The organism is Streptomyces sp. NPDC004542 (genome assembly GCF_040610035.1).
Taxonomy (GTDB): Bacteria; Actinomycetota; Actinomycetes; order Streptomycetales; family Streptomycetaceae; genus Streptomyces.
Window position 1 is genome coordinate 31,421 of record NZ_JBEXLP010000037.1, and the last position, 22,809, is coordinate 54,229.

General features: G+C 72.7%; 21 protein-coding genes. 13 read left to right on the plus strand and 8 right to left on the minus strand.

The features are described from left to right. Nucleotides 1-9: 9 nt before the first annotated feature. A complete protein-coding gene (locus ABZX30_RS21060) occupies nt 10-1,578 on the minus strand; it encodes an ABC transporter permease (RefSeq protein ID WP_355935471.1) in 1,569 nt (522 codons plus the stop codon). Continuing rightward, the gene (locus tag ABZX30_RS21065) at nt 1,575-2,528 is read right to left on the minus strand and encodes an ABC transporter ATP-binding protein (RefSeq protein WP_355935472.1); all 954 of its coding nucleotides are present in this window, start codon (nt 2,526-2,528) and stop codon (nt 1,575-1,577) included. Before ABZX30_RS21065 ends, ABZX30_RS21060 begins: the two co-directional genes overlap by 4 nt. Before the next feature lie 73 nt (nt 2,529-2,601). Between ABZX30_RS21065 and ABZX30_RS21070 the strand changes: the two genes are divergently transcribed. Further along, on the plus strand, nt 2,602-3,090 hold the full coding sequence (locus ABZX30_RS21070) for a MarR family transcriptional regulator (RefSeq protein WP_355935473.1): 489 nt from the start codon (nt 2,602-2,604) through the stop codon (nt 3,088-3,090). An 85-nt stretch (nt 3,091-3,175) separates the two neighbouring features. Continuing rightward, nucleotides 3,176-3,508 (plus strand): hypothetical protein, encoded by a 333-nt coding sequence (locus ABZX30_RS21075; RefSeq protein ID WP_355935474.1) that lies wholly within the window; start codon nt 3,176-3,178, stop codon nt 3,506-3,508. On the opposite strand, the gene ABZX30_RS21080 is transcribed toward ABZX30_RS21075, so the two are convergent. After that, the gene (locus ABZX30_RS21080; RefSeq protein ID WP_355935476.1) at nt 3,500-4,354 is read right to left on the minus strand and encodes a diacylglycerol kinase; all 855 of its coding nucleotides are present in this window, start codon (nt 4,352-4,354) and stop codon (nt 3,500-3,502) included. The two genes, ABZX30_RS21075 and ABZX30_RS21080, sit on opposite strands and share 9 nt — an antisense overlap. 197 nt (nt 4,355-4,551) lie before the next feature. On the opposite strand from ABZX30_RS21080, the gene ABZX30_RS21085 reads away from it, so the two are divergent. Further along, on the plus strand, nt 4,552-5,835 hold the full coding sequence (locus ABZX30_RS21085) for an adenylosuccinate synthase (protein ID WP_355935477.1): 1,284 nt from the start codon (nt 4,552-4,554) through the stop codon (nt 5,833-5,835). A 91-nt stretch (nt 5,836-5,926) separates the two neighbouring features. Here the strand turns inward: ABZX30_RS21085 and ABZX30_RS21090 are convergent, their stop codons facing one another. From ABZX30_RS21090 to ABZX30_RS21100, 3 genes are all read right to left on the minus strand, one after another. Beyond that, complete coding sequence (locus tag ABZX30_RS21090; RefSeq protein ID WP_355935478.1) at nt 5,927-6,577, minus strand: hypothetical protein; 651 nt, start codon at nt 6,575-6,577, stop codon at nt 5,927-5,929. 114 nt (nt 6,578-6,691) lie between these two features. Next, on the minus strand, nt 6,692-7,384 hold the full coding sequence (locus tag ABZX30_RS21095) for a GntR family transcriptional regulator (RefSeq protein ID WP_355935479.1): 693 nt from the start codon (nt 7,382-7,384) through the stop codon (nt 6,692-6,694). Between the two features lie 123 nt (nt 7,385-7,507). Beyond that, complete coding sequence (locus ABZX30_RS21100; RefSeq protein WP_355935481.1) at nt 7,508-8,863, minus strand: aspartate aminotransferase family protein; 1,356 nt, start codon at nt 8,861-8,863, stop codon at nt 7,508-7,510. Between the two features lie 197 nt (nt 8,864-9,060). On the opposite strand from ABZX30_RS21100, the gene ABZX30_RS21105 reads away from it, so the two are divergent. Continuing rightward, nucleotides 9,061-11,154, plus strand: a complete 2,094-nt coding sequence (locus ABZX30_RS21105; protein ID WP_355935482.1) for a protein kinase — start codon at nt 9,061-9,063, stop codon at nt 11,152-11,154. Between the two features lie 42 nt (nt 11,155-11,196). Here the strand turns inward: ABZX30_RS21105 and ABZX30_RS21110 are convergent, their stop codons facing one another. Beyond that, nucleotides 11,197-11,943, minus strand: a complete 747-nt coding sequence (locus ABZX30_RS21110; protein ID WP_355935483.1) for an SLATT domain-containing protein — start codon at nt 11,941-11,943, stop codon at nt 11,197-11,199. A 242-nt stretch (nt 11,944-12,185) separates the two neighbouring features. Here ABZX30_RS21110 and ABZX30_RS21115 point away from each other — a divergent pair, with 242 nt between their 5' ends. The 7 genes from ABZX30_RS21115 to ABZX30_RS21145 all read left to right on the plus strand — a co-directional run bounded on the left by ABZX30_RS21115 (nt 12,186) and on the right by ABZX30_RS21145 (nt 18,680). Then, nucleotides 12,186-12,530, plus strand: coding sequence for a YbaB/EbfC family nucleoid-associated protein (locus ABZX30_RS21115; protein WP_355935484.1), 345 nt, complete (start codon nt 12,186-12,188; stop codon nt 12,528-12,530). Nucleotides 12,531-12,585: 55 nt separating this feature from the next. Continuing rightward, complete coding sequence (gene recR / locus ABZX30_RS21120) at nt 12,586-13,185, plus strand: recombination mediator RecR (protein ID WP_355935486.1); 600 nt, start codon at nt 12,586-12,588, stop codon at nt 13,183-13,185. Next, complete coding sequence (locus ABZX30_RS21125) at nt 13,178-13,840, plus strand: DUF5063 domain-containing protein (protein ID WP_355935488.1); 663 nt, start codon at nt 13,178-13,180, stop codon at nt 13,838-13,840. The genes recR and ABZX30_RS21125 overlap by 8 nt, the downstream gene beginning before the upstream one ends. A gap of 222 nt (nt 13,841-14,062) precedes the next feature. Beyond that, nucleotides 14,063-15,334 (plus strand): aspartate kinase, encoded by a 1,272-nt coding sequence (locus ABZX30_RS21130; RefSeq protein WP_355935490.1) that lies wholly within the window; start codon nt 14,063-14,065, stop codon nt 15,332-15,334. After that, nucleotides 15,331-16,383: an aspartate-semialdehyde dehydrogenase gene (locus ABZX30_RS21135; RefSeq protein ID WP_355935492.1), complete on the plus strand. Its 1,053-nt coding sequence runs from the start codon at nt 15,331-15,333 to the stop codon at nt 16,381-16,383. The genes ABZX30_RS21130 and ABZX30_RS21135 overlap by 4 nt, the downstream gene beginning before the upstream one ends. 498 nt (nt 16,384-16,881) lie before the next feature. After that, complete coding sequence (locus ABZX30_RS21140; RefSeq protein ID WP_355935494.1) at nt 16,882-17,511, plus strand: SigE family RNA polymerase sigma factor; 630 nt, start codon at nt 16,882-16,884, stop codon at nt 17,509-17,511. Beyond that, nucleotides 17,508-18,680, plus strand: coding sequence for a hypothetical protein (locus tag ABZX30_RS21145; RefSeq protein ID WP_355935496.1), 1,173 nt, complete (start codon nt 17,508-17,510; stop codon nt 18,678-18,680). The genes ABZX30_RS21140 and ABZX30_RS21145 overlap by 4 nt, the downstream gene beginning before the upstream one ends. Nucleotides 18,681-18,815: 135 nt before the next feature. Here the strand turns inward: ABZX30_RS21145 and ABZX30_RS21150 are convergent, their stop codons facing one another. Then, nucleotides 18,816-19,595 carry an SURF1 family protein gene (locus ABZX30_RS21150; RefSeq protein WP_355935497.1) on the minus strand — a complete coding sequence of 260 codons (780 nt, stop codon included), beginning with the start codon at nt 19,593-19,595 and terminating at the stop codon, nt 18,816-18,818. A 155-nt stretch (nt 19,596-19,750) separates the two neighbouring features. Here ABZX30_RS21150 and ABZX30_RS21155 point away from each other — a divergent pair, with 155 nt between their 5' ends. Together ABZX30_RS21155 and ABZX30_RS21160 are read left to right on the plus strand one after the other, a co-directional pair. Continuing rightward, nucleotides 19,751-21,556: a prolyl oligopeptidase family serine peptidase gene (locus tag ABZX30_RS21155; RefSeq protein ID WP_355935499.1), complete on the plus strand. Its 1,806-nt coding sequence runs from the start codon at nt 19,751-19,753 to the stop codon at nt 21,554-21,556. A 484-nt stretch (nt 21,557-22,040) separates the two neighbouring features. Next, complete coding sequence (locus tag ABZX30_RS21160; protein ID WP_355935501.1) at nt 22,041-22,805, plus strand: hypothetical protein; 765 nt, start codon at nt 22,041-22,043, stop codon at nt 22,803-22,805. Nucleotides 22,806-22,809 lie beyond the last annotated feature (4 nt).

Below are 22,809 nucleotides of genomic sequence, written 5' to 3' on the forward strand. Positions count from 1 at the left end.
GCGCGGGCCTCAGGCGGTCATGTCACGCCGCCTGAGGCCCGCCAGCCCGGCGGTCACCAGCACCACCGCCAGCCCCAGCAGGGCGAGCACCGGCGCCCACGCCATGTCGCCTCCGGGCAGCTTCGGCAGGTGCCCGAACGGGGACAGGTCCAGGACCGCCTGGGGCGCGTCCAGGGCCGGGCCCACCCACCCGATCAGCAGCACGGCGACGGCCACGCCCCAGGCCGCCGTGGCCGCCCTCGGCACCACCCCGTAGAGCAGCACCGCCACCCCGCCGACCACCCACACCGCCGGCAGCTGCACCAGGCACGCGCCCAGGACCGGGCCGGTCTCCTTGCCGTAGCCGGCCGCGAGGCCGAGACCCGCCAGGAGCATGATCAGCGCGGCTCCGGCGAAGGCGGGCACGAGGTGGCCGGCCGCCCAGCGGAGCCGGCCGACCGCACCGGCCAGCACCGGTTCGGCGCGCCCCGAGGTCTCCTCGCCGTGCAGCCGCAGCACCGACGCCACGACGTACAGGGCGGCGATCATGCCGAGCATCCCGGTCATCGAGGCGAGGAACGCGTCCGTGAGGCCGCTGTGCCCGCCCATCCGCTCGAAGACCTCCCGCGCCTTGCCGTTGCCGCGGACCAGGTCGGCCGCGCCGTCCGTGATCCCCCCGTACACCACCCCGGCGAGGAAGAAGCCGGCGCACCAGCCGAGCACGCCGCCCCGCTGCAGCCGCCAGGCCAGCGCGGCCGCCGAGCCCAGCCGGCCGGCGGGCGGCCCCGGCCGGGTGGGCAGGAAGCTCATGCCCAGGTCGCGGCGGCCGGCGAGGGCGTACGCCACCGCGCCTTGCGCGAGGGCCGCCGCGGCGAACAGCAGCAGCACCCACCAGCGTTCGCCGGCGAAGGGCCGCAGGTTCTCCAGCCAGCCCAGCGGCGACAGCCAGGTCAGTACCGAGGTACCCCCGTCCGTCCCCGCGTCGCCCGCCGCGCGCAGGACGAAGGCGGCCCCCAGCACCGCCGCCGTCAGGCCCCGCGCCAGGCGGGCGCTCTCGGTCAGCTGGGCGAGGATCGCCGCCGTGGTGGCGAAGACCATGCCCACGGCGGCGAGACCGAGGCCGAGGGCGAGCGCCCCGGGCCCGCCCCGGCCGGCCAGGCCCGCCGTCACCAGCAGGGCCAGGACGGCGTTCGCCACCGCCGCCGTGAGCAGCGCCGCCGTCAGGGAGGCCCGGCGGCCCACCATGCCCGACGCCACCAGTTCCTGCCGGCCGCTCTCCTCCTCGTCCCGGGTGTGGCGGACGACGACGAGCAGGCTCGTCACGGCGGCCAGCACTCCCGCGTACACGCCGACGCGCCAGGCGGTCAGCGCGCCGACCGAGGTGTCGAAGACCGGGCCGACCAGGGTGCGGAAGGAGGCGTTGGTGTTCATCTGCCGCGCCAGGTCGGCGCGTTCGGCCGGGGTGCCGTACAGGCCCTCGAGGGTGTTCGGCATGGAGAGGACCATCAGGGCGTTCACCGCGATCCAGACCGGGATCGTCACCCGGTCGCGGCGCAGGGCGAAGCGGACCAGCGTGCCGGTGCCGGTGAGCGTGCTCATCGGGCCACCTCGCCCAGGTCCTCGCCCAGGTTCGCGCCCCGGCCCGCGTCCCGGCCCTCGCTCTGTCCCTCGTCCTGGTAGTGCCGCAGGAAGAGTTCCTCCAGCGTCGGCGGCGTCGACGTCAGCGACCGTACGCCCGACGCGGTCAGCGAGCGCAGCACGGCGTCGAGTTTGTCGGTGTCGACCTGCAACCGCACCCGCCGCCCCTGGACGTCGAGGTCGTGCACGCCCGGCAGCCGTGCCAGCCCGTTCGGCGGGCCCGCGAGTTCGGCGGTGACGCTGGTGCGGGTGAGGTGGCGCAGGTCGGCGAGCGAACCGGTCTCGACCGTGCGGCCCTTGCGGATGATGCTCACCCGGTCGCAGAGTTCCTCGACCTCGCTGAGGATGTGCGAGGAGAGCAGGACGGTGCGGCCCCGGTCCCGTTCCTGAGCCACGCAGCGCTGGAAGACCTCCTCCATCAGCGGGTCGAGGCCGGAGGTCGGTTCGTCGAGGATGAGCAGGTCGGCGTCCGAGGCGAAGGCGGCGACCAGGGCGACCTTCTGCCGGTTGCCCTTGGAGTAGGTGCGGCCCTTGCGAGTGGGGTCGAGTTCGAAGCGGTCGATCAGCTCCGCCCGGCGTCGCGGGTCGAGTCCCCCGCGGAGCCTGCCGTAGAGGTCGATGACCTCGCCGCCGGAGAGGTTGCGCCACAGGGTCACGTCCCCGGGCACGTAGGCGATCCGGCGGTGCGCCTCGACCGCGTCGGCCCACGGGTCGTGGCCCAGCACCCGCGCGGCGCCCGCGTCGGCGCGCAGCAGGCCGAGCAGGACCCGGATGGTGGTGGACTTGCCGGCGCCGTTGGGGCCGAGGAAGCCGTGCACCTCGCCGGTCTCGACGTCCAGGTCGAGGCCGTCCAGGGCGTGCGTGCGGCCGAAGGACTTGTGCAGCCCGGAGACGGTGATTGCCTTCGTCATGACACCGAACGTACGCTTCTTTCAGAAATTTGTGAAGTTACCGAAGTTCCGAATGGCTGGTTAGGCTGGTGGGATGACGGAAGAGGTGGAGCGGGACCCCGAGTCGGTCTCCCGGTTCGTGGAGCACTTCGCGGCGCAGCTCGTCGAGGCTGGTGTGCCCCGGATGCCCGCCCGGGTCTTCGCCGCGCTCCTCGCCTCCGACACCGGCACCCTGACCTCCGCCGAACTCGGCGAGCGGCTCAGGATCAGCCCCGCGGCCGTCTCCGGCGCCGTGCGCTACCTCGCCCAGGTGCACCTGGTCTCCCGGGAGCGGGAGCCCGGTTCCCGGCGGGAGCGCTACCGCGTGCACAGCGACCAGTGGTACGAGGCGCTCACCAACCGCGAGGCGATCATCAAGCGCTGGGAGGAGGCGCTGCGGGAGGGCGTGGCCCAGCTGGGTCCGGCCACCCCGGCGGGGCGCCGGCTGGCCGAGACGCTGGCCTTCTTCGAGTTCGTCGAGAAGGACGTCGCCGAGATGATGGAACGCTGGCGCGCCCATCGGGAACGGACCTTCGGCCGCTGACGCCGGTCACTGAGAGCGCGTCCGGACGGGTGATCGCTCAGCTGCTCCCTGGTGTGGCTGGTCTGCATCCGAGGGAGGGCGCGTCATGACGTTGATGACAGAGGGACCGGTGACAAGCGATGCAGAGCCCCGCAACGGCTTCGAAGAGCTCCTGGACCTCCTCGATGAGCTGAACGTGCCCGACGGCTACAAGGCCGAGATCATCAGGGGGAGCATCGTCGTGTCGCCGTGGTCAAAGGCCTACTACGCCGACGTGATGGACATGGTCTGCGATCAGTTACGCCCTCTCTTCTGGGAGCCGACGCCCAAGGGATACCAGGGGCGGCGCACCACGTCGTTCGGCGAGAAGCTGTACATCCCGGATCCCATCGGCTGCACGCTCGACACCACCGGCTTCCACGCCCCCGCCTCATCCTGAAGGCACCGTCAGCCCCCAGGCCCCCTCCACCACCCGCCAGGTCCGCCTGCGCACCGGCCCCGACACCCCCGCGTCCGCCCGGTAGCGGAAGTCCGTCCCGGTGACCGTGACCGTCCTCCCGGACGCCAGCAGCGGGGAGGCCTCCGCGCCCACCGACAGCGGGCGCACCTCCACGTCGGCCACCCCGGCCGCGCCCGGGGTCACCGAGACCGCCTCCAGGGGCTGCTCCAGGCCGATGACGGTCTCCCCGTCGACCTCCACCCGCAGCCGGGACGGGCCGGGCGCGGGGACGGTGGTGAGCCGGGCGGGGCGGGCCGCGAGGGTGCGCACCAGGGACCGGTACCTCGTGCGCAGCCCCGGCCGCCCGGAGGCCGGTGCCACCGGCTCCGCCGCCGCGGCCTCCCGCGCGGGGGCCGGTGGGATCCGCAACGCGCCCAGCACCACACCGTCGCTCTCGTCGACCAGCAGGTCCATGCGCCGCTCCACGCCGTCCAGCACCGTCCGCGCCCCCGCGACGGCACCCGTCGGCAGGCCCAGCGTCTCGGCCAGGGCCAGGGAACCGCCCACCGGCACCATGGACAGCACACATCCGGCCAGCTCCCGCCGCCGGTGCAGCAGGGTCACCGCCCGGACCAGGGCTCGGTCGTCGCCCACCACCACCGGCCGCCGCGAGCCCCGCCGGGTGAGCGCCCGGGCGAATTCCTGGGTGTCGTCCGGCAGGCACACCTTCGTGGCCGCACCCGCGCTGAGCACGTCTTTCGCGATCCGCACCGCCTCACCGTCCGTCCGCCGGGCGAGGGGATCGATGATCACCAGCAGCTGATCGGACGTCGCGAAAGTCGCCACCTCGGTCCTGCCTCGCTTCCTCGGGTAGCATCTTTGTGCAAGAGCCCCTTGCGCTATTGCGCCAGGGGCTTCGTCTATTCCGGGGCATCCGGTCCGACGGTTGTGCGGCCAACGACGGTCGCGGTGGTACGCGGCGGTGAAGCCTACGCGTGCGCCCCTGACCTTGGACATGCCCCGCCCGGAAGGGGTGTACGCGCGTGCCCGCACTTGTGCTGCTCGGTGCTCAGTGGGGTGACGAGGGCAAGGGAAAGGCCACCGACCTGCTCGGTGGCTCCGTGGATTATGTGGTGCGTTACCAGGGCGGCAACAACGCCGGCCACACGGTCGTCGTCGGCGACCAGAAGTACGCACTGCACCTGCTCCCTTCCGGAATCCTCTCGCCCGGCTGTACGCCGGTCATCGGCAACGGCGTCGTCGTCGACCCGTCGGTCCTGCTCTCCGAGCTGAGCGGACTCAACGAGCGAGGCGTCGACACGTCCAAGCTCCTCATCAGCGGTAACGCGCACATCATCACGCCGTACCACGTCACGGTGGACAAGGTGACGGAGCGTTTCCTCGGCAAGCGGAAGATCGGCACGACCGGGCGCGGCATCGGCCCGACCTACGCGGACAAGATCAACCGCGTGGGCATCCGAGTGCAGGACCTGTACGACGAGTCGATCCTGACCCAGAAGGTCGAGGCGGCCCTCGACGTCAAGAACCAGGTCCTCACCAAGCTCTACAACCGGCGCGCGATCGCCGTCGGCCAGGTGGTCGAGGAACTGCTGGGCTACGCCGAGAAGCTCGCGCCGTACGTCTCCGACACGGTCCTGGTCCTGAACCAGGCCCTGGAGGAGAACAAGGTCGTCCTCTTCGAGGGCGGCCAGGGCACGCTGCTGGACATCGACCACGGTACGTATCCGTTCGTCACCTCCAGCAACCCCACGGCCGGCGGCGCCTGCACCGGCGCCGGTGTCGGCCCGACGAAGATCAGCCGGGTCATCGGCATCCTGAAGGCGTACACCACCCGCGTCGGCGCCGGCCCCTTCCCGACCGAGCTGTTCGACGAGGACGGCGAGGCGCTGCGCCGCATCGGCGGCGAGCGGGGCGTCACCACGGGCCGTGACCGGCGCTGCGGCTGGTTCGACGCGGTCATCGCCCGCTACGCCACCCGCGTGAACGGCCTGACCGACTTCTTCCTCACCAAGCTGGACGTGCTGACCGGCTGGGAGCAGATCCCGGTCTGCGTGGCCTACGAGATCGACGGCAGGCGGGTGGAGGAACTGCCGTACTCGCAGACCGACTTCCACCACGCCAAGCCGGTCTACGAGACCCTGCCCGGCTGGTCCGAGGACATCACCAAGGCGAAGTCCTTCTCCGACCTGCCGAAGAACGCCCAGAACTACGTCAAGGCGCTGGAGGAGATGTCCGGCGCCCCGATCTCCGCGATCGGCGTCGGCCCGGGCCGGACCGAGACGATCGAGATCAACTCGTTCCTGTAGAGCCCCCGTGCGCGGCTCCCGTCGGGCCGGTCAAGGACATGAAAGTCCTTGACCGGCCCGTGGGCTCTCCGCGGTTCCGCACGGGACCGGTTCAGCTGAAGACGATCATCGAGCCCTGGGCCAGGCTCCGCGTCGCCGCCGCGTGCAGTCCCAGCCAGACGTGCCGTTCGCGGGCGAACGGGCTGGGGTCGTACGGCGCGGCGACGGCCGGCTCCTCCAGCTCCGTCGGCGCCCGGGGCGGCTCCGGGGGCGCCGGCGGGTTGGCCGGGTCGATGCCGATCGACGGGGCGACGAACTCCAGCTCCCGCAGCAGGGTCTGGGAGGAGCCCAGCGGCCCGCCGCCGGCCAGCAGCTCGTCGTTGGAGAGCGGGTTGGGGAAGTCCACCGGGACGTACGCGCCGGCGTGGTCGTAGTGCCAGACGAGATGGGACTGCTGGGCCGTCGACTCGAACATCTCCAGCAGCTGCTCGTAGTCCCCGCCCAGCGCGTCCACCGGGGTCACCGGCAGCCCGCACATCTGGAGCAGGTAGACGCGGCGCAGGAAGTGCAGCGCGTCGTAGTCGAAGCCGGCCACCGGGGCGACCTCGCCGGACAGGCCCGGCATGTACTGGTACACGGGCACCGGTGGGAGCCCGGCCTCGGTGAGCACCTTGTTGTATTGCGCGAGTTCCTCGGCGAACGGGTTGTCCGGGGTGTGGCACAACACGTCGACGAGCGGGACCAGCCACAGGTCACAGGCCAAAGAGGGCTCCTCGCATCAGCACGCGTACAGCATGGCAGGGTGGACAGGGAAGCGTAGTCGGTGCGGGACCCGGCCGACTCCCCTCGTGCAGGTCCCCTACCCACACCCCGGGCCTCATTCGCCGGCCGGCCGCTCGATCAGGGCCAGGGAGTGCGCGTTGTACGCGGCGATCATCGAGCGGGCCGCCGCGGCGTCCCGGCGGGCCAGGGCGTCGACCAGTTCGGTGTGCCCGGACCACAGCCGGCCGCGCAGGTCGGTGCGGCGGCGCAGGTGCTGCACCGTGCAGACCCAGGACTGCACGCGCAGCCGGTGCAGGAAGTCCGTCAGGTAGGGGTTGCCGAAGACGACGCTGAGCTCGCGCCAGAAGCGCAGGTCGTAGCCGATCAGCACGGTGAGGTCACCGGCCTCGGCGGCGCGCCGCGCCTCCTCGCCGCGCCGGCGCACCACGGCGAGGGCGGCCGCCGTGCGGGCGTCCTCCGGGTTCCGGAAGCCCTCGTGGCGCTCGACGAGGGCCAGGAACATGCCGTCGGTGACCAGGGAGCGGGCGTCGATCATGTTCCGGTGGTCGGCCGCCGTGTACTCCGGCACCCGGAAGCCGCGGTGCTGGTCGGCGTCCAGGACCCCCTGGGCGGACAGGTCGACCAGCGCCTCGCGGACCGGCGTCGCGGAGACCCCGTACAGCTCCGCGATCTCCTTCACGGTGAATTCCCGCCCCGGCTGGAGCCGTCCGGCCAGCACCTCGTCGCGTAGCGCGTCCGCGATCTGCTGTCGCAGGGTGCTGCGGGTCACGGCGCCGTTGCCGGGCATGGTCGGGGGGCTCTCCTCACACGTGCGGGTGGGTGCTCGCTCACCTATACGAGCACGCCACCTTACGCGTTCGGAGCTTTGACGTACGTGGTCGTGAAAGCGGTGGTGACAGCGGCCGCTTCGTCACCGGGTGTACTCGTCCGCGACGCTCAGTGCGGCGTCGAGTGCGGCCAGCCCCTCCTTCAGCTCCGCCTCGCTCGCGTTGCACGGCGGTACCACGTGCGTCCGGTTCATGTTCACGAAGGGCCACAGGCCCTGCTTCTTCGCCGCCGCGGCGAAGGCCGCCATGGGCGCGTTGTCCTGACCGGCCGCGTTGTACGGCACGAGCGGCTCCCGGGTCTCGCGGCTGCGCACCAGCTCGAGCGCCCAGAACATGCCGACGCCCCGCACCTCGCCCACGCTCGGGTGCCGCTCGGCCAGCGCCCGCAGCCCCGGCTCGAGCACCGACGCGCCCAGCGCCGCCGCGTTCGCGACGATGCCCTCCTCGGCCATCACGTTGATCGTCGCGACGGCCGCCGCACAGGCCAGCGGGTGCCCCGAGTACGTCAGGCCGCCGGGGTAGGGGCGCCTGGCGAAGGTCTCCGCGATCTTCCCGGAGACGGCGACGCCGCCGAGCGGCACGTACCCGGAGTTCACGCCCTTGGCGAAGGTCATCAGGTCGGGCACGACGTCGAACAGATCGGCCGCGAACCACTCGCCGGTCCGCCCGAACCCGGCCATGACCTCGTCCAGGACGAACACGATCCCGTACTTGTCGCACAGCTCGCGCACCCCGGCGAGGTAACCGGGCGGCGGAACCATGATCCCGGCCGTTCCCGGGATCGTCTCGAGGATGATCGCCGCGATCGTCCCGGGCCCCTCGAAGGCGATGGTCGTCTCCAGGTGCTCGAGCGCCCGCGCGCACTCCTGCTCCTCGGTCTCCGCGTAGAAGCGGGAGCGGTAGAGGAAGGGCGCCCAGAAGTGCACGACCCCGGCCGCGGCGCCGTCGGAGGCCCAGCGGCGCGGGTCGCCGGTGATGTTCACCGCCTGCTGGGTGCCGCCGTGGTACGACCGGTACGCCGACAGCACCTTCGGGCGGCCGGTGTGCAGCCGGGCCATGCGCACCGCGTGCTCGACGGCGTCGGCGCCGCCGTTGGTGAAGAAGATCTTGTCCAGGTCGCCGGGCGTCCGCTCGGCGACCAGGCGGGCCGCCTCGGAGCGCGCCTCGACGGCGAAGGCGGGCGCGAAGGTCGTCATCGTCGCGGCCTGCTCCTGGACGGCGGCGACGACCTTGGGGTGCTGGTAGCCGATGTTGGCGTAGACGAGCCCGCTGGTGAAGTCCAGGTACCGCTTGCCGTCGTAGTCCCAGAAGTACGACCCTTCGGCGCCGGCGACGGCGAGCGGGTCGATGAGCTCCTGCGCGGACCAGGAGTGGAAGACGTGCGCACGGTCCGCGGCCTTCACGGCGGCGCCGGCCTGAGGATGGGGCTGAGGGGTCATGCCGGTGAGCGTAGATGTCCGGGATGCGGGGCCGGTATCGGCGTCCTGTTCCCTCGGCGGGGGCTTTCCGCGACAGGGTGTCGAGAGCTGTTACGCAACCGTAGAGCCTGCTCGGTGCGGCGCGGATCACCGCCGCACTATTCTCGGTTTGTTGCACACGCGCAGATTTCGGGCCTACCGGGGGAGGCGGCGCGGCGATGGAGAAGCTCGGGCCGGGGGATCCGCACAGGATCGGGGCATACCGGCTGCTGGCGCGGCTGGGCGCGGGCGGCATGGGGCACGTGTATCTCGCCCGGTCGGACCGGGGGCGCACCGTCGCCGTGAAGCTGGTGCGCGAGGAGCTCGCCGAACAGGAGGAGTTCCGGGCGCGGTTCCGGCAGGAGGTGCGCGCCGCGCGCCGGGTCGGCGGCCACTGGACGGCGCCCGTGCTGGACGCGGACACCGAGGCCGCCGTGCCCTGGGTGGCCACCGGGTACGTCGCCGGGCCCAGCCTCCAGCAGGTCGTCGGGCACGACCACGGGGCGCTGCCCGAGCGGTCGGTACGGATCCTCGCGGCCGGGCTCGCGCACGCGCTCAGGGACATCCACGCCGCCGGGATCGTCCACCGCGACCTGAAGCCGTCCAACGTGCTGGTCACCATCGACGGACCGCGGGTCATCGACTTCGGCATCGCGCGGGCGCTGGAGACCCTGGCCGGGGACGGACTGACCCGCACCGGCTCGCTGGTCGGCTCGCCCGGGTTCATGGCGCCCGAGCAGGTGCGCGGCGACCGGATCACACCCGCCTGCGACGTCTTCTGCCTCGGCTCGGTCCTCGCCTACGCGGCGACCGGCGCGCTGCCCTTCGGGACCGCCGACAGCGGGGTGCACGCGATGATGTTCCGCATCGCCCAGGAGGAACCCGACCTCGAGGGCGTGCCCGAGGGCATCGCCGACCTCGTCCGCGACTGCCTGAAGAAGGACCCGGCCGCGCGTCCGACGCTGGACCGGATCCTGGAGCGCACGGGAGCGGAGGACACCGTCGCCGGGGGCCGTTCCCGGGACCCCTGGCTGCCGGGGTCGCTCGTCGCCCAGCTGGGGCGGCACGCGGTGCGGCTGCTGGACACGGAGGACCCGGACGGGACCTCGGGGGCCGGGAGCACGGGCGGCGCTGGCGGAGCCGGAGGGGCCGGCGAGCAGGCGGCGGCGTCCGTCCCCGCATCCGGCCCGGTGCCCGGCCCGGCGGCCGCTCCCGGGGGAGACCGGATGCCCGACCCCGTGCCCGCGTGGCTCGAGGACGAGGACCGGAGGCAGGAGCGGGCCCCCGGGCCCGGACAGGACCGCATGCCCGATCGCACGCCCGACCGCGCCCCCGGTCAGGACCGTATGCGCGGGGACCGCGCGCCGGTCCCCGCGCCCGCCGCCTCCCCTGAGCACGCCCCCGCCTCCGACGACGCCTCCGTGCCGCACCCGCCCGGGGACCCGCGCCCGCAGGGACGGCAGGGCGGTGGCGCGGCCCTGAACCACCTCCCGACGATGGCCGCCGACCAGGGCCGGACGCCCCCGCCCGGCGCGCCCCCGGCGTACCCCGCGTACGGCTGTCCCCAGCAGCACCCGCAGCCCGCCGCCTACGGCTACCCGCAACAGCCCGGCTCCCCGGGGCCGTACAGCCCCTACGCGGGCGGCTACGGCTCGACCCCGCCGTACGGTCCGCCGCCCGTCGACCTCGGCGGCCGGCCGACGCCGGGAGACCGGCGGTCCACCGCGCTGCTCGTCGTGATCGCGCTGGTCGTCGCGCTCGCCGCGGGCGGCTCGGTGTACGCCCTGATGCGGGGCGGCGGCGGTGACACCGGCGGCGGCACGGTCAGTCCGTCCCCGACCGCCACCGGCGCGCCCACCACGCCGGGGCCCACCCCGACCACCCCGGAGCCGCAGTCCTCGACCCCGTCGGCGTCGGGCGGCGCGGTCCCGGCCGGGTACCTGGGCACGTGGTCGTCGTCGATCGACAACTCCCTCGGCCACCACACCCGCGAACTGACCCTGGAGCAGGGCGAGGTGGGGGACACGGTCCTCACGGTGGTCGCCGACGGGCCCACCAAGGACGGCGGGACGTACCACTGCGTGTTCGCGGCGAAGCTCGCGGGGCGGCCCGGCTCCGGCGGTCCGCTGGAGATCGGGGCGTCCACCGTCACCGCCGGTCCGAGCCCGGAGTGCAAGCCGGGCGATCCCAGCGAGGTCACCCTGCTGTCGGACGGCCGGCTGCGGCGCGAGATGCAGGGCAGCGCGGAGAGCCTCACGTACACCAAGGAATGAGGCCGGAACCGCAGGGATCGGCGCAACGGGGACCGCGCGGGCTCAGCGCGGCTCGGGCGGCCGCTGCCGGGGCATGTTCGGCCGGGCGGGGCCGGGCGGGAGCGGGAACCGGCCGGCCGGGGGCGCCGTCTCCGGCCGCGCGCCGGAAGCCACCGCCGTCTGGATCCCCAGCGGCGCCGGCCCGGTGCGGAACTCCACCATCCAGTCCGCCGTCTCCGCCCGCACCAGCTCCGTCACGTCCTCGGTGAACCTCCGCAGCACCCCCAGACACCGCTCCGCGGCCTCCCCGGCCGTTCCCTCCGCCGGCCCGAGCACCTCACGCACGCTCTCCGACGCCCAGTCGAACTGCAGCACCTGAAGCCGCCGCTGCACGGCCTGCGCGGTGGCCACGTCCCTCATCCACCCGGACGTGAGCCCGAAGCACCGGTCCACGGCCACGCACGCCACCGCCAGCACGAACGCCAGGTACCCCCAGCAGGCGAGCCCGCCGGCCACCCCGGTGAGGTCCAGCAGGGGCAGCGCGGCCCCGCACACCGCCCCGGCCGCCGCCCCGCCCCGCAACGCCCGCGCGCAGCGGCGTTTCCACACCCGGTCCGCCAGGTACCAGGCGGCGGTGTCCAGCGCTCCCCGTTCCACCCACCGGTACAGCTCCTCGAGCCGCTCCGCCGGCTCGCCCCAGTCCCCGAGCGGAAACGGCCGCCCGGTCAGATCGCCCGGCCGCAGCCCGGCCGCCCCCTCGCCCCGCCCGTCCTGAGGCGGACCCTCGGGCTGCATCTCCGGCTGACCCACCCGGCACTCCCTACTGATTCCGACTCGTCACTCCGCGTGATAGCGCATGTCGATGTGCGGACCCCTTCCTACCGCCCAACGGGTGGCCGGAGCGTCGCTTCCGCCGTTTTTCCGCCCGTAAGAGGGCCTTGGTCAGGTATGGGGCGGTCGCGTACGTCACTCGAAAGAGTGCTGGGGCGATGGCCGAGTGGACCACGTAGGCTCGTGCACAACGGTGGAGACGACGAGACCAGGAGCTGATCGTGATTCCCGGTGGTGGCCAGCCCAACATGCAGCAGCTGCTCCAGCAGGCCCAGAAGATGCAGCAGGATCTGGCGCGGGCGCAGGAGGAACTCGCGGCCACGGAGGTCGACGGGCAGGCGGGCGGCGGCCTGGTGCGGGCCACGGTGACCGGCGCGGGCGAGCTGCGCGGGCTGCGGATCGACCCCAAGGCGGTGGACCCGGAAGACACCGATACCCTCGCGGACCTGATCGTCGCCGCCGTCCACGCGGCCAACGAGAACGCGCAGGCCCTTCAGCAGCAGAAGCTGGGACCGCTGGCCCAGGGGCTGGGCGGCGGCAGCGGCATTCCGGGCCTGCCTTTCTAAGACCGGCCACCGCCAACTACGGTACGTACCGTAAGACTCCAGGAAGGGCAGTCCGTTGTACGAAGGCGTGGTCCAGGACCTCATCGACGAACTGGGTCGTCTGCCCGGCGTCGGTCCCAAGAGCGCGCAGCGGATCGCCTTCCACATCCTCCAGGCGGAGCCGACGGACGTACGGCGGCTCGCGCAGGCCCTCCTCGAGGTGAAGGCGAAGGTCCGCTTCTGCGCGACCTGCGGCAACGTCGCGCAGGAGGAGCTGTGCGGCATCTGCCGCGACGCACGCCGCGACCCGGCCGTCATCTGCGTGGTGGAGGAGCCGAAGGACGTCGTGGCCATCGAGCGCACCCGCGAGTTCCGCGGCCGCTACCACGTGCTCGGCGGCGCGATCAGCCCGATCGAGGGCGTCGGCCCGGACGACCTGCGCATCCGGGAACTCCTGGCCCGGCTCGCCGACGGCGCGGTCACCGAGCTGATCCTCGCCACCGACCCCAACCTCGAGGGCGAGGCGACGGCGACGTACCTCGCCCGCATGATCAAACCCATGGGCCTGAAGGTCACCCGCCTGGCCAGCGGCCTCCCGGTGGGCGGCGACCTGGAATACGCGGACGAGGTCACCCTCGGCCGCGCCTTCGAGGGGAGACGACTCCTAGATGTCTGACGCCACGCTGCACGACTCGACGCGGGACCCGGACGACTTCGCGGTCCAGATCGCGGACCAGGTGGAGAGCTTCCTGGTGGCCGTCACCGAGGTGGCGAAGGGCGACGAGCCGGCCTCGGCGGTGCCCTTCCTCCTGCTGGAGGTCTCCCAGCTCCTGCTGGCCGGCGGCCGGCTGGGCGCCCACGAGGACATACTCCCCGACGAACGCTACGAGCCGGACCTGGGCCCGGAGGCCGACGTCGACCAGCTCCGCGAGAACCTCGCGCGCCTGCTGGACCCCGTCGACGTCTACTCGGAGGTCTTCGACCCCTACGAGCCCCGCAAGGCGCCGGTCCCGGCCCGGATCTCCGACGACCTGGCCGGCGTCATCACCGACCTGCGCCACGGCATGGCCCACTACCGGGCCGGCCGCACCACGGAGGCGCTGTGGTGGTGGCAGTTCTCCTACTTCTCCAACTGGGGCCCCACGGCCTCCGCCGTGCTGCGCGCCCTGCAGTCGGTGCTCATCCACGTCCGTCTGAACCAGCCCCTGGCAGAACTGGACGGCCTGGACACCGACCAGGACGCCATCGGCGACGAGACGCTGGAGTTCGAGGCGGGACGGGTCATGCAGGAGGAGATCGGCGGGGCGCTGGGGATACGCGAGGCGAGGTGACCGCCGACTCCGGCGGCCTCGAGGGGCACGGCGGATGGCCGGAATCCGAGGGGGCCATGATGGTCGCTTCTGTGACCCCGGGCACTTTCCGAGTGGGCGCCCCTGAGCTGGGCATGTGCTGTTCCGGCGGGTGGCGGACATCTCACGATGCGGTATCGCGGAGGGGAATTCCGGGCGCTCGTTAGACTGAGCCGACACAGACGAACCGAGCGAGGAGCGCACGTGGGCCTTGTCGTGCAGAAGTACGGAGGCTCCTCCGTAGCCGATGCCGAGGGCATCAAGCGCGTCGCCAAGCGGATCGTGGAAGCCAAGAAGAACGGCAACCAGGTGGTTGTCGTGGTCTCCGCGATGGGCGACACGACGGACGAGCTGATCGATCTCGCCGAGCAGGTGTCCCCGATGCCTGCCGGGCGTGAGTTCGACATGCTGCTGACCGCCGGAGAGCGGATCTCCATGGCCCTGCTGGCCATGGCGATCAAGAACCTGGGGCACGAGGCCCAGTCGTTCACCGGCAGCCAGGCAGGTGTCATCACCGACTCGGTCCACAACAAAGCCCGGATCATCGACGTCACGCCGGGCCGCATCCGCACCGCGCTGGACGAGGGCAACATCGCCATCGTGGCCGGGTTCCAGGGTGTCAGCCAGGACAAGAAGGACATCACGACCCTGGGCCGGGGTGGCTCCGACACCACGGCCGTGGCCCTCGCGGCCGCGCTCGACGCCGAGGTCTGTGAGATCTACACCGACGTCGACGGCGTGTTCACCGCCGACCCGCGCGTGGTGAAGAAGGCGAAGAAGATCGACTGGATCTCCTTCGAGGACATGCTGGAGCTCGCGGCCTCCGGCTCCAAGGTGCTGCTCCACCGCTGTGTGGAGTACGCCCGCCGTTACAACATCCCGATCCACGTCCGGTCCAGCTTCAGCGGGCTGCAGGGCACCTGGGTCAGCAGTGAGCCGATTGGGGACAAGAAGGTGGAGCAGGCCATCATCTCCGGTGTCGCGCACGACACCTCCGAGGCCAAGATCACGGTCGTCGGCGTGCCGGACAAGCCGGGCGAGGCCGCCACGATCTTCCGCGCGATCGCCGATGCCGAGATCAACATCGACATGGTCGTGCAGAACGTGTCCGCCGCCTCCACCGGCCTGACGGACATCTCCTTCACGCTGCCCAAGACCGAGGGCCGCAAGGCCATCGACGCGCTGGAGAAGAACAAGTCCGGCATCGGCTTCGACTCGCTGCGCTACGACGACCAGATCGGCAAGATCTCCCTGGTCGGCGCGGGCATGAAGACCAACCCCGGCGTTACCGCCTCCTTCTTCGAGGCGCTGTCCGACGCGAGCGTGAACATCGAGCTGATCTCGACCTCCGAGATCCGCATCTCGGTCGTCACCCGCGCCGACGACGTGCCGGAGGCCGTGCGCGCCGTGCACACCGCCTTCGGGCTCGACTCCGACTCCGACGAGGCCGTCGTCTACGGAGGCACCGGGCGATGACCCCGGGACCGACGCTCGCGGTCGTGGGGGCGACCGGAGCCGTCGGCACGGTCATGCTCCGGATCCTGTCCGAACGCGCGGACGTCTGGGGCGAGATCCGGCTGATCGCCTCCCCCCGCTCGGCCGGCCGCAAGCTGACCGTGCGCGGGGAGGAGGTCGAGGTGGCCGCCCTCGCGGAGGAGGCCTTCGACGGGGTCGACGTCGCCATGTTCGACGTCCCCGACGAGGTCTCCGCGCGGTGGGCGCCGATCGCCGCCGCGCGCGGTGCCGTCGTCGTGGACAACTCGGGCGCCTTCCGGATGGACCCGGACGTGCCCCTGGTCGTCCCCGAGGTCAATCCGCACCGGGCCAGGGTCCGCCCGCGCGGCATCATCGCCAACCCCAACTGCACGACCCTGTCGATGATCGTCGCCCTGGGCGCGCTGCACGCCGAGTTCGGGCTGCGCGAGCTGGTGGTGTCCTCGTACCAGGCCGTGAGCGGGGCCGGGCGGGCCGGGGTGGAGGCGCTGCGGGCGCAGCTGGCCATGGTCGCCGGTACGGAGCTCGGGACCAGCCCCGGTGACGTGCGGCGGGCCGTGGGGGACCACACCGGGCCGTTCCCGGAGCCGGTCGCGCTGAACGTCGTACCGTGGGCCGGGTCGCTGCGGGAGGACGGCTGGTCGTCGGAGGAGATGAAGGTGCGGGACGAGACCCGCAAGATCCTCGGACTGCCCAGGCTGCCCGTCGCCGTGACCTGTGTGCGCGTGCCGGTCGTCACCACGCACTCCCTCACCGTCCACGCCCGCTTCCAGGGCGAGGTCACCGTCGACGGGGCCCGGGAGATCCTCGCCACGGCGCCCGGTGTCGTGCTGTGCGACAACCCGGCCGCCGGCGAGTTCCCCACACCGGCCGACGCGGTGGGCACCGACCCGACCTGGGTCGGGCGGGTACGGCGGGCGCTCGACGATCCCACCGCGCTGGAACTCTTCGTCTGCGGGGACAATCTACGCAAAGGTGCCGCGCTCAACACGGCTCAGATCGCCGAACTGGTGGCGACGGAGTCGTCGTGAGACCCGCCAGGTGCCGGAAATCCGGCGGTGGGAGCGTGTCCATTCGCGCAATCCGCGCAAAAAGTGTGGTCAGAAGCATGGTCCGGACCACTTGAACCGAGACCCCGCGGCGTCCGAAGATCTTTCTCCCCGTCCCCCGCAACCGCGCGGCGGGCGGGGAGCGTCTTTGCGGTCGCCCTTCCGGGGCGTATGGGGACGCATGATCCTGGCGTGGGGACGCCGTGATCGGGGCGCGGGGGCGCCCGTTCATATGGGATACAAGGGAAGAGCGGGACGCATGACGGCATTTCAGGCACCTTCGGCTGTGCCGCCGGTCACGGAGACGCCGTCGGCCGCGGGGACACGGACCGCGCCGGTGACGCTCGGCGCGAAAGTGATGCGCGGCACGTACAACCCCAGTGGGGGGAAACGTGTCCAACAGACGTGGCAGAGGTACTCGATTTCAGCGCGGCGACCCGCGGCACGGCCCTGCGGCCCCGTGCGACGCTCCGACCCCGCATGCCCGGCACGGCCGGCGGCATGCCGGTGATCGCGCCCATGCCCGCAGCGCGACCCACCCGCATCCCGAACCAGCGCGACGGTGCACCGGCTTCGCGTGAGAGCGCCGAGAGGGCCGAGGACACCGTGGCGGCCGGTACCACCGTCGACCACCTCACCGAGACCTACCGGGCCCACTACCGCTCGCTGCTCGGCCTGGCCGCGCTCCTCCTCGACGACACCGCCTCCTGCGAGGACGTCGTCCAGGAGGCCTTCATCCGCGTCCACTCGGCCCGTAAGCGCGTCCGGGACCCGGAGAAGACCCTCGCCTACCTCCGCCAGACCGTCGTCAACCTCTCCCGCTCCGCCCTGCGCCGCCGCATACTCGGCCTGAAGCTGCTGTCGAAGCCGATGCCCGACATGGCGAGCGCGGAGGAGGGCGCGTACGACCAGCTGGAGCGCCGGGACCTCATCAAGGCGATGAAGGGCCTGCAGCGCCGTCAGCGCGAGGTCCTCGTCCTGCGCTACTTCGCCGACATGACCGAGGCCCAGGTCGCCGAGACGCTCGGGATATCCCTGGGCTCGGTGAAGGCGTACGGCTCACGCGGCATCGCGGCCCTCAGGGTCTCCATGGAGGCGGCGGCATCATGAGCGACCGCGCCGAACGGGGCGACTCGCATGAGCGCCACGAGCCCTACGAGTGGCACGAGCCGACCGAGCAGCACGAGCAAGAGCACACGTCAACGCACGCTGGGAACGGAACTGTGAACCACGGCCCCGCCGACCGGAGCCCCGACGGGCTCGACTCGGACGAGCTGGACCTGCGCCGGCTGCTGCACTCGGCCGTCGACGACATCGAGCCGAGCGACGGCACGCTCGACCACCTGCGGCGCGCGGTGCCCGCCCGGCGGGCGCGCAAGCGGCAGGCCGTCGTCGGCATGGCCGCCGCGGCGCTCTTCATCGGCACCGCCATCCCGGCCCTGGTACACGTCTCCCACTCCGCCGGCTCCGACCCCAACACCTCCATGGCCGGCCAGGCCTCCCAGGCGCAGGGCGGCGGCTCGGGCAAGAACCCGGACGGCGGGGCCGGCACCGCGGGCGGCGCCGGCGGCAAGACCGGCGGCAAGGACGAGGAGGGCACGAAGCCCCCCGGCAAGAACACCGGCACGGGCAACGCCGGCGGCTCCACGGGCGGCGCGAACCCCTCGGCCAGCGTGGGCGCCGGCACCCCGGCGTGCACGGCGGCCCAGCTGGGCTCGGCCACGGGGACCGTCGACGCGCCCGACTCGACCGGCGTCGTCTACGGCACCTTCCGCGTCGTCAACACCTCCACCACCAGCTGCACGGTCGGCGGCCCGGGCAGCGTGGGCGCCGCCGCGCAGGGCGCCGCGGACCCGGCCAGGATCGGCACGGCCCGGCACGTCTCCGGTGACGCGGCGGCGGGCCTTCCCGACCCGTCGCTGGAGGTCTCCGGCCTGGTGCTGCTGCCGGGCGCGGCCTACGAGGAGAAGTTCGCCTTCGTCCCGTCCGCGACCTGCCCGGCGACCGGCGGTGGCGGCACGGACCCCGGTGGCACGGACCCCGGCGGCGCCACGCCGACCCCGACGCCCACGCAGGAGGCCGGCACGGCCGGCGGCACGGACACCTCCGGTGCGACCACGTCCGGGGTCACCACGCAGCTGTTCGCCGCGGACGGCACGGCGGACGGCAGCGTCGTGGTGTCCCACACCACGCAGGCCGGATCCCCGACGGCGTCCGTGACGGTTCCCGACGCCTGTGCGGGCACCGTGTACTGGACCGGGGTCCTGTCGGGGGCGTAGCCCGGCCAGGGGGCTCGCCGTCCGTGGTCGGCGCGGCTGCGGGCAGTCGTGCCGCTGGGGCGGCACGGGCGGGCGCGGCGGCACCCCGTGATGCCGGGCCGCGCCTGCCCGAGCAGCGGCCCGGGGCGCGGGGGGTCACACCCGCGCCGTCTCGCCCTCCGGCACCAGGCCCAGCGCGGCGTCCCGCGCGAACTCCACTTCCCGGCGCAGCAGCCGGAACCACATGAAGACGACGAAGCCGGCGAAGACGAACCACTCCCCGGTGTAGCCGAGGTTCTGGAACGCCTTGAGGTCCAGTCCCGAGCCCGCGGGCACGCTCGCCGGGACCGCCTTCATCCCCGCGTCACCCTTGTCGAGGGTGACCCAGGCGTCGTACAACCGGTACGGCACCAGGTTGACCAGCGAGGCGGAGCTGATCGCCGCCGTCTGGCCGGCCGGCAGTCCGCCCGCCGCGCTGACGCCGTTGTCCCCGGGGGTCTCGGAGGCCTGCAACGCCCCGGTGACGGTGACCTCGCCGGCCGGCGGGGCGGGCGCCTCGGCCGGGTCGGCGGTGCCGGGCAGCCAGCCGCGCACGACCGGCAGGGCCCGCCCGGAGCCGGTCCGCAGCAGCGTCAGCACGTAGAAGCCGTTCCTGCCGTCCAGCTCCCGGCCGGGCACGAGGAGCTGCTTGCCGTACCGTCCGGTCGCGGTGACCCGCCTGCCCGAGGTGTTCTGGTCGACGGGCAGCAGCTCGGCCAGCGGCCGGGCCGCCTCCCGCCGGTCGGACGCGGCCCGCTCGGTCGCGTCGCGGTGGTCCTGCACCCGGGCCTCGAACCGGCTCAGCTGCCAGGACCCCATGAACACGCAGAACGGGACGGCGAGCAGCACGAAGACGTTGATGCCCCACCAGCGGGGTGTCAGCAGAAAGCGGTACACGCCCTCAACGGTACGGGGAACCGCCCCCGTCCTCGGACCCGGGACCGGGCGAGGCCCTCCGGCGGGCGCATGATCGCAAAAGTTGTTCACAGGGTACGCCCACGGGCCAGCCATTTCGCGGCGCGGACGGGCAGTATGGGCCCATGACTGGGGCCATGAGTGAGAGCAACATGCCGAACTGGGAGAAGCGCTTTCGGGCGCCGCGGATCTCGCTGCCCGACTGGGCCGAGGAGGCGCCGCACCGCTCCCTGTTCGTGTCGAACGCGACGGGCACGTACGAGCTGTACGCCTGGGACCGCGAGAGTGGAGAGCAGCGCCAGGTGACGTCCCGGCCGAACGGCACGACGGACGGCGTGCTCTCCCCGGACGGCGACTGGATCTGGTGGTTCGACGACAAGGACGGCGACGAGTTCGGGGTGTGGCGCCGCCAGCGGTTCACGGGCGGCGAGGACGAACTGGCCGCCCCGGGCCTGGAGCCGTCCTATCCGGCGGGCCTGGCCCTGTCCCGGGACGGGCGTACGGCGGTCGTCGGCCGGTCGACGGACGACGACGGTTCGACCATCCACGTGGCGAGGGAGGGCGAGGCCCCCTTCGAGCTGTACCGCCACCGGGAGTCGGCGGGCGTCGGCGACCTCTCCCACGACGGCTCCCTGATCGCCGTCGAGCACACGGAGCACGGCGACGCGATGCACTCGGCGCTGCGCGTGCTGCGCCCCGACGGCACGACGGTCGCCGAGCTGGACGACACCAAGGGCGGAGTCGAGGAGCTGGGCCTGGAGGTGCTGGGCTTCGCCCCGCTCGACGGCGACACGCGCCTGCTCATCGGTCACCAGCGGCGCGGCCGGTGGGAGCCGCTGGTCTGGGACGTCGTCTCCGGCGCGGAGACGGACCTGGCGCTGGACCTGCCGGGCGACGTGAGCGCGGAGTGGTTCCCGGACGGCACTGCGCTGCTCGTCGTGCACAGCTTCAAGGCCCGCAGCGAGCTGTTCCGCTACGACCTCGGCAGCCGCGAGCTGACGCGGATCCCCACCCCGCCGGGTACGGTCTCCGGCGCGACGGCCCGCCCCGACGGCAGCGTGGAGTACCTCTGGTCCTCGGCCGCCGAGCCGTCGTCGGTGCGCTCGACGACGGGCCGGGTGGTGCTGGACCCGCCCGGCCTGAAGTGCCCGGGCTCGGTCCCGGTGGAGGACGTGTGGGTCGAGGGTCCCGGCGGCCGCATCCACGCCCTGGTCCAGCGGCCGGCCGGTGCGACGGGCCCCCTGCCCACCGTGTTCGACCTGCACGGCGGTCCGACCTGGCACGACAGCGACGCCTTCGCCGCGGGCCCGGCGGCCTGGGTGGACCACGGCTACGCGGTGGTCCGGATCAACTACCGGGGGTCCACGGGCTACGGCCGGGCCTGGACCGACGCGCTCAAGCACCGGGTCGGTCTGATCGAGCTGGAGGACGTGGCCGCGGTCCGTGAATGGGCGGTCTCCTCCGGCCTCGCCGACCCCGCGCGCCTGATCCTGACGGGCGCCTCCTGGGGCGGCTACCTCACCCTGCTCGGCATCGGTACCCAGCCGGAGGACTGGACCCTGGGCATCGCCGTCGTCCCGGTCGCCGACTACGTCACCGCGTACCACGACGAGATGGAAGCCCTGAAGGCCATGGACCGCACCCTGCTGGGCGGCACCCCGGAGGAGGTCCCCGAGCGCTTCGAGGCCTCCTCCCCCCTCACCTACGTCGAACGGGTCAAGGCCCCCGTCTACATCTCGGCCGGTGTCAACGACCCCCGCTGCCCCATCCGTCAGATCGACAACTACGTCAAGCGGCTGGAGTCCCGTGGAGCGGTCCACGAGGTGTACCGCTACGACGCGGGACACGGGTCCCTGGTGGTGGACGAGCGGATCAAGCAGGTGCGGCTGGAGCTGGACTTCGCGGCGAGGCACCTGCGGCGCACGGAGGCCGCGCCGGCGTGACCCGGCCCGCCGCCCCGCCGACCGTGGGGCCGTGCCGTGCGGACGGGGGCCGTCCGCACGGCACGGCCCCCGTCCGGTGGAGTGTGTGCCGTCCCACGGTGCGCAGTGCGATGTAGTGCAATGCGACTTAATGCAATGCGACTTACGTTTCTTTTTCCGGTCGGGTTGTTCGCGCCGCTTTCGATCCGGATGGGCGGAGCGTTGTTCACCGCGTTTAACGCGTGATTGTTCACCCGATCGCCGCGCATCCAAGTGAAAAGGGGCGGCGTTAGTCGGGCATGGCGAATGCAAGCGCTCCTGGCGAGTCGGCCGGCCTGTACGGGGTGGCGGTGGGACCGTACGTCTATACTCCGGGAATCCTCAGTAAGGATGGTGTGCCTGTCGTACTCCAGGTCACCGACCCGTTGCTGCAGAACTTCCTCACCGCCGTCCGGAAACTGGAATCCGACCTCGCCGGTCGATGGGCCTGCGCCCTGTCCTTCTCATGAACGACGAGCGCTACAGCCGTGTGTGGCACGGCACCACCGATTACCTGGACGAGTTCGACGACATGTCGCCGGATCCGGCGTGGGACCCGGCCGAGGAACTCGCCTACCTGTTGCAGAAGGCGAGCCAGGAGGAAGCCGCGAAGTCCGTGGCGCACCCTCGTGACGAGGCGTCGGTCACCGCTCCTGAGGCCGGCAGCCCCATGCGGCACCTCCAGGACATCACGGCCGAGCTGCCGCCGGTGCGCGGGTCCCGCCGGGGGCACCGCAGACGTCCGGCCCGCCGGCGGCCCGGCGGGCTGCGCATCGTCAGCTTCCTGATCGCCGCACTGGCCGCGATCATCGTGTCGATGGTGAGCGTCTTCAGCGGCCTGGCCACCTACGAACCGTTGCTCGTGGTCACCTCGCGCGGCCAGGGCGGCGCCGACGCCTGGTGGCCCATGCTGGTCTACGGGCCCTGGACGGCCGGATCGCTGTCCATCCTGCGGGCGGCGCTGCACCAGCGGCGCGCCGTGCACTCCTGGTTCGTCGTCCTGCTCTTCTCCTCCGTCGCGGTGCTGCTCTGCGTGGTCCAGGCGCCGCGGACCATCGAGGACACGGCGGCGGCGGCCCTGCCGGGAGCCGCGGCGCTGGCCTGCTTCCAGCAGCTCGTCCGGCAGATCACCCTGACCCGGCCGCCCCGGCGGAGCACCCCGCGGCACCGGTCGCGGATCGCCCCTGAGCGCCTCGCGCCGCCCCCTCCCGGCGGCGGGAACCTGCTGTAACACC

Excerpts from the sequence above, each read along its gene's own strand:
- ABZX30_RS21060 (WP_355935471.1), bottom strand. The coding sequence starts at position 1,578 with ATGAGCACGCTCACCGGCACCGGCACGCTGGTCCGCTTCGCCCTGCGC.
- ABZX30_RS21065 (WP_355935472.1), bottom strand. The coding sequence starts at position 2,528 with ATGACGAAGGCAATCACCGTCTCCGGGCTGCACAAGTCCTTCGGCCGC.
- ABZX30_RS21070 (WP_355935473.1), top strand. The coding sequence starts at position 2,602 with ATGACGGAAGAGGTGGAGCGGGACCCCGAGTCGGTCTCCCGGTTCGTG.
- ABZX30_RS21075 (WP_355935474.1), top strand. The coding sequence starts at position 3,176 with ATGACGTTGATGACAGAGGGACCGGTGACAAGCGATGCAGAGCCCCGC.
- ABZX30_RS21095 (WP_355935479.1), bottom strand. The coding sequence starts at position 7,384 with ATGCCCGGCAACGGCGCCGTGACCCGCAGCACCCTGCGACAGCAGATC.
- ABZX30_RS21100 (WP_355935481.1), bottom strand. The coding sequence starts at position 8,863 with ATGACCCCTCAGCCCCATCCTCAGGCCGGCGCCGCCGTGAAGGCCGCG.
- ABZX30_RS21105 (WP_355935482.1), top strand. The coding sequence starts at position 9,061 with ATGGAGAAGCTCGGGCCGGGGGATCCGCACAGGATCGGGGCATACCGG.
- ABZX30_RS21125 (WP_355935488.1), top strand. The coding sequence starts at position 13,178 with ATGTCTGACGCCACGCTGCACGACTCGACGCGGGACCCGGACGACTTC.
- ABZX30_RS21135 (WP_355935492.1), top strand. The coding sequence starts at position 15,331 with ATGACCCCGGGACCGACGCTCGCGGTCGTGGGGGCGACCGGAGCCGTC.
- ABZX30_RS21140 (WP_355935494.1), top strand. The coding sequence starts at position 16,882 with ATGCCCGGCACGGCCGGCGGCATGCCGGTGATCGCGCCCATGCCCGCA.
- ABZX30_RS21145 (WP_355935496.1), top strand. The coding sequence starts at position 17,508 with ATGAGCGACCGCGCCGAACGGGGCGACTCGCATGAGCGCCACGAGCCC.
- ABZX30_RS21155 (WP_355935499.1), top strand. The coding sequence starts at position 19,751 with ATGAGTGAGAGCAACATGCCGAACTGGGAGAAGCGCTTTCGGGCGCCG.
- ABZX30_RS21160 (WP_355935501.1), top strand. The coding sequence starts at position 22,041 with ATGAACGACGAGCGCTACAGCCGTGTGTGGCACGGCACCACCGATTAC.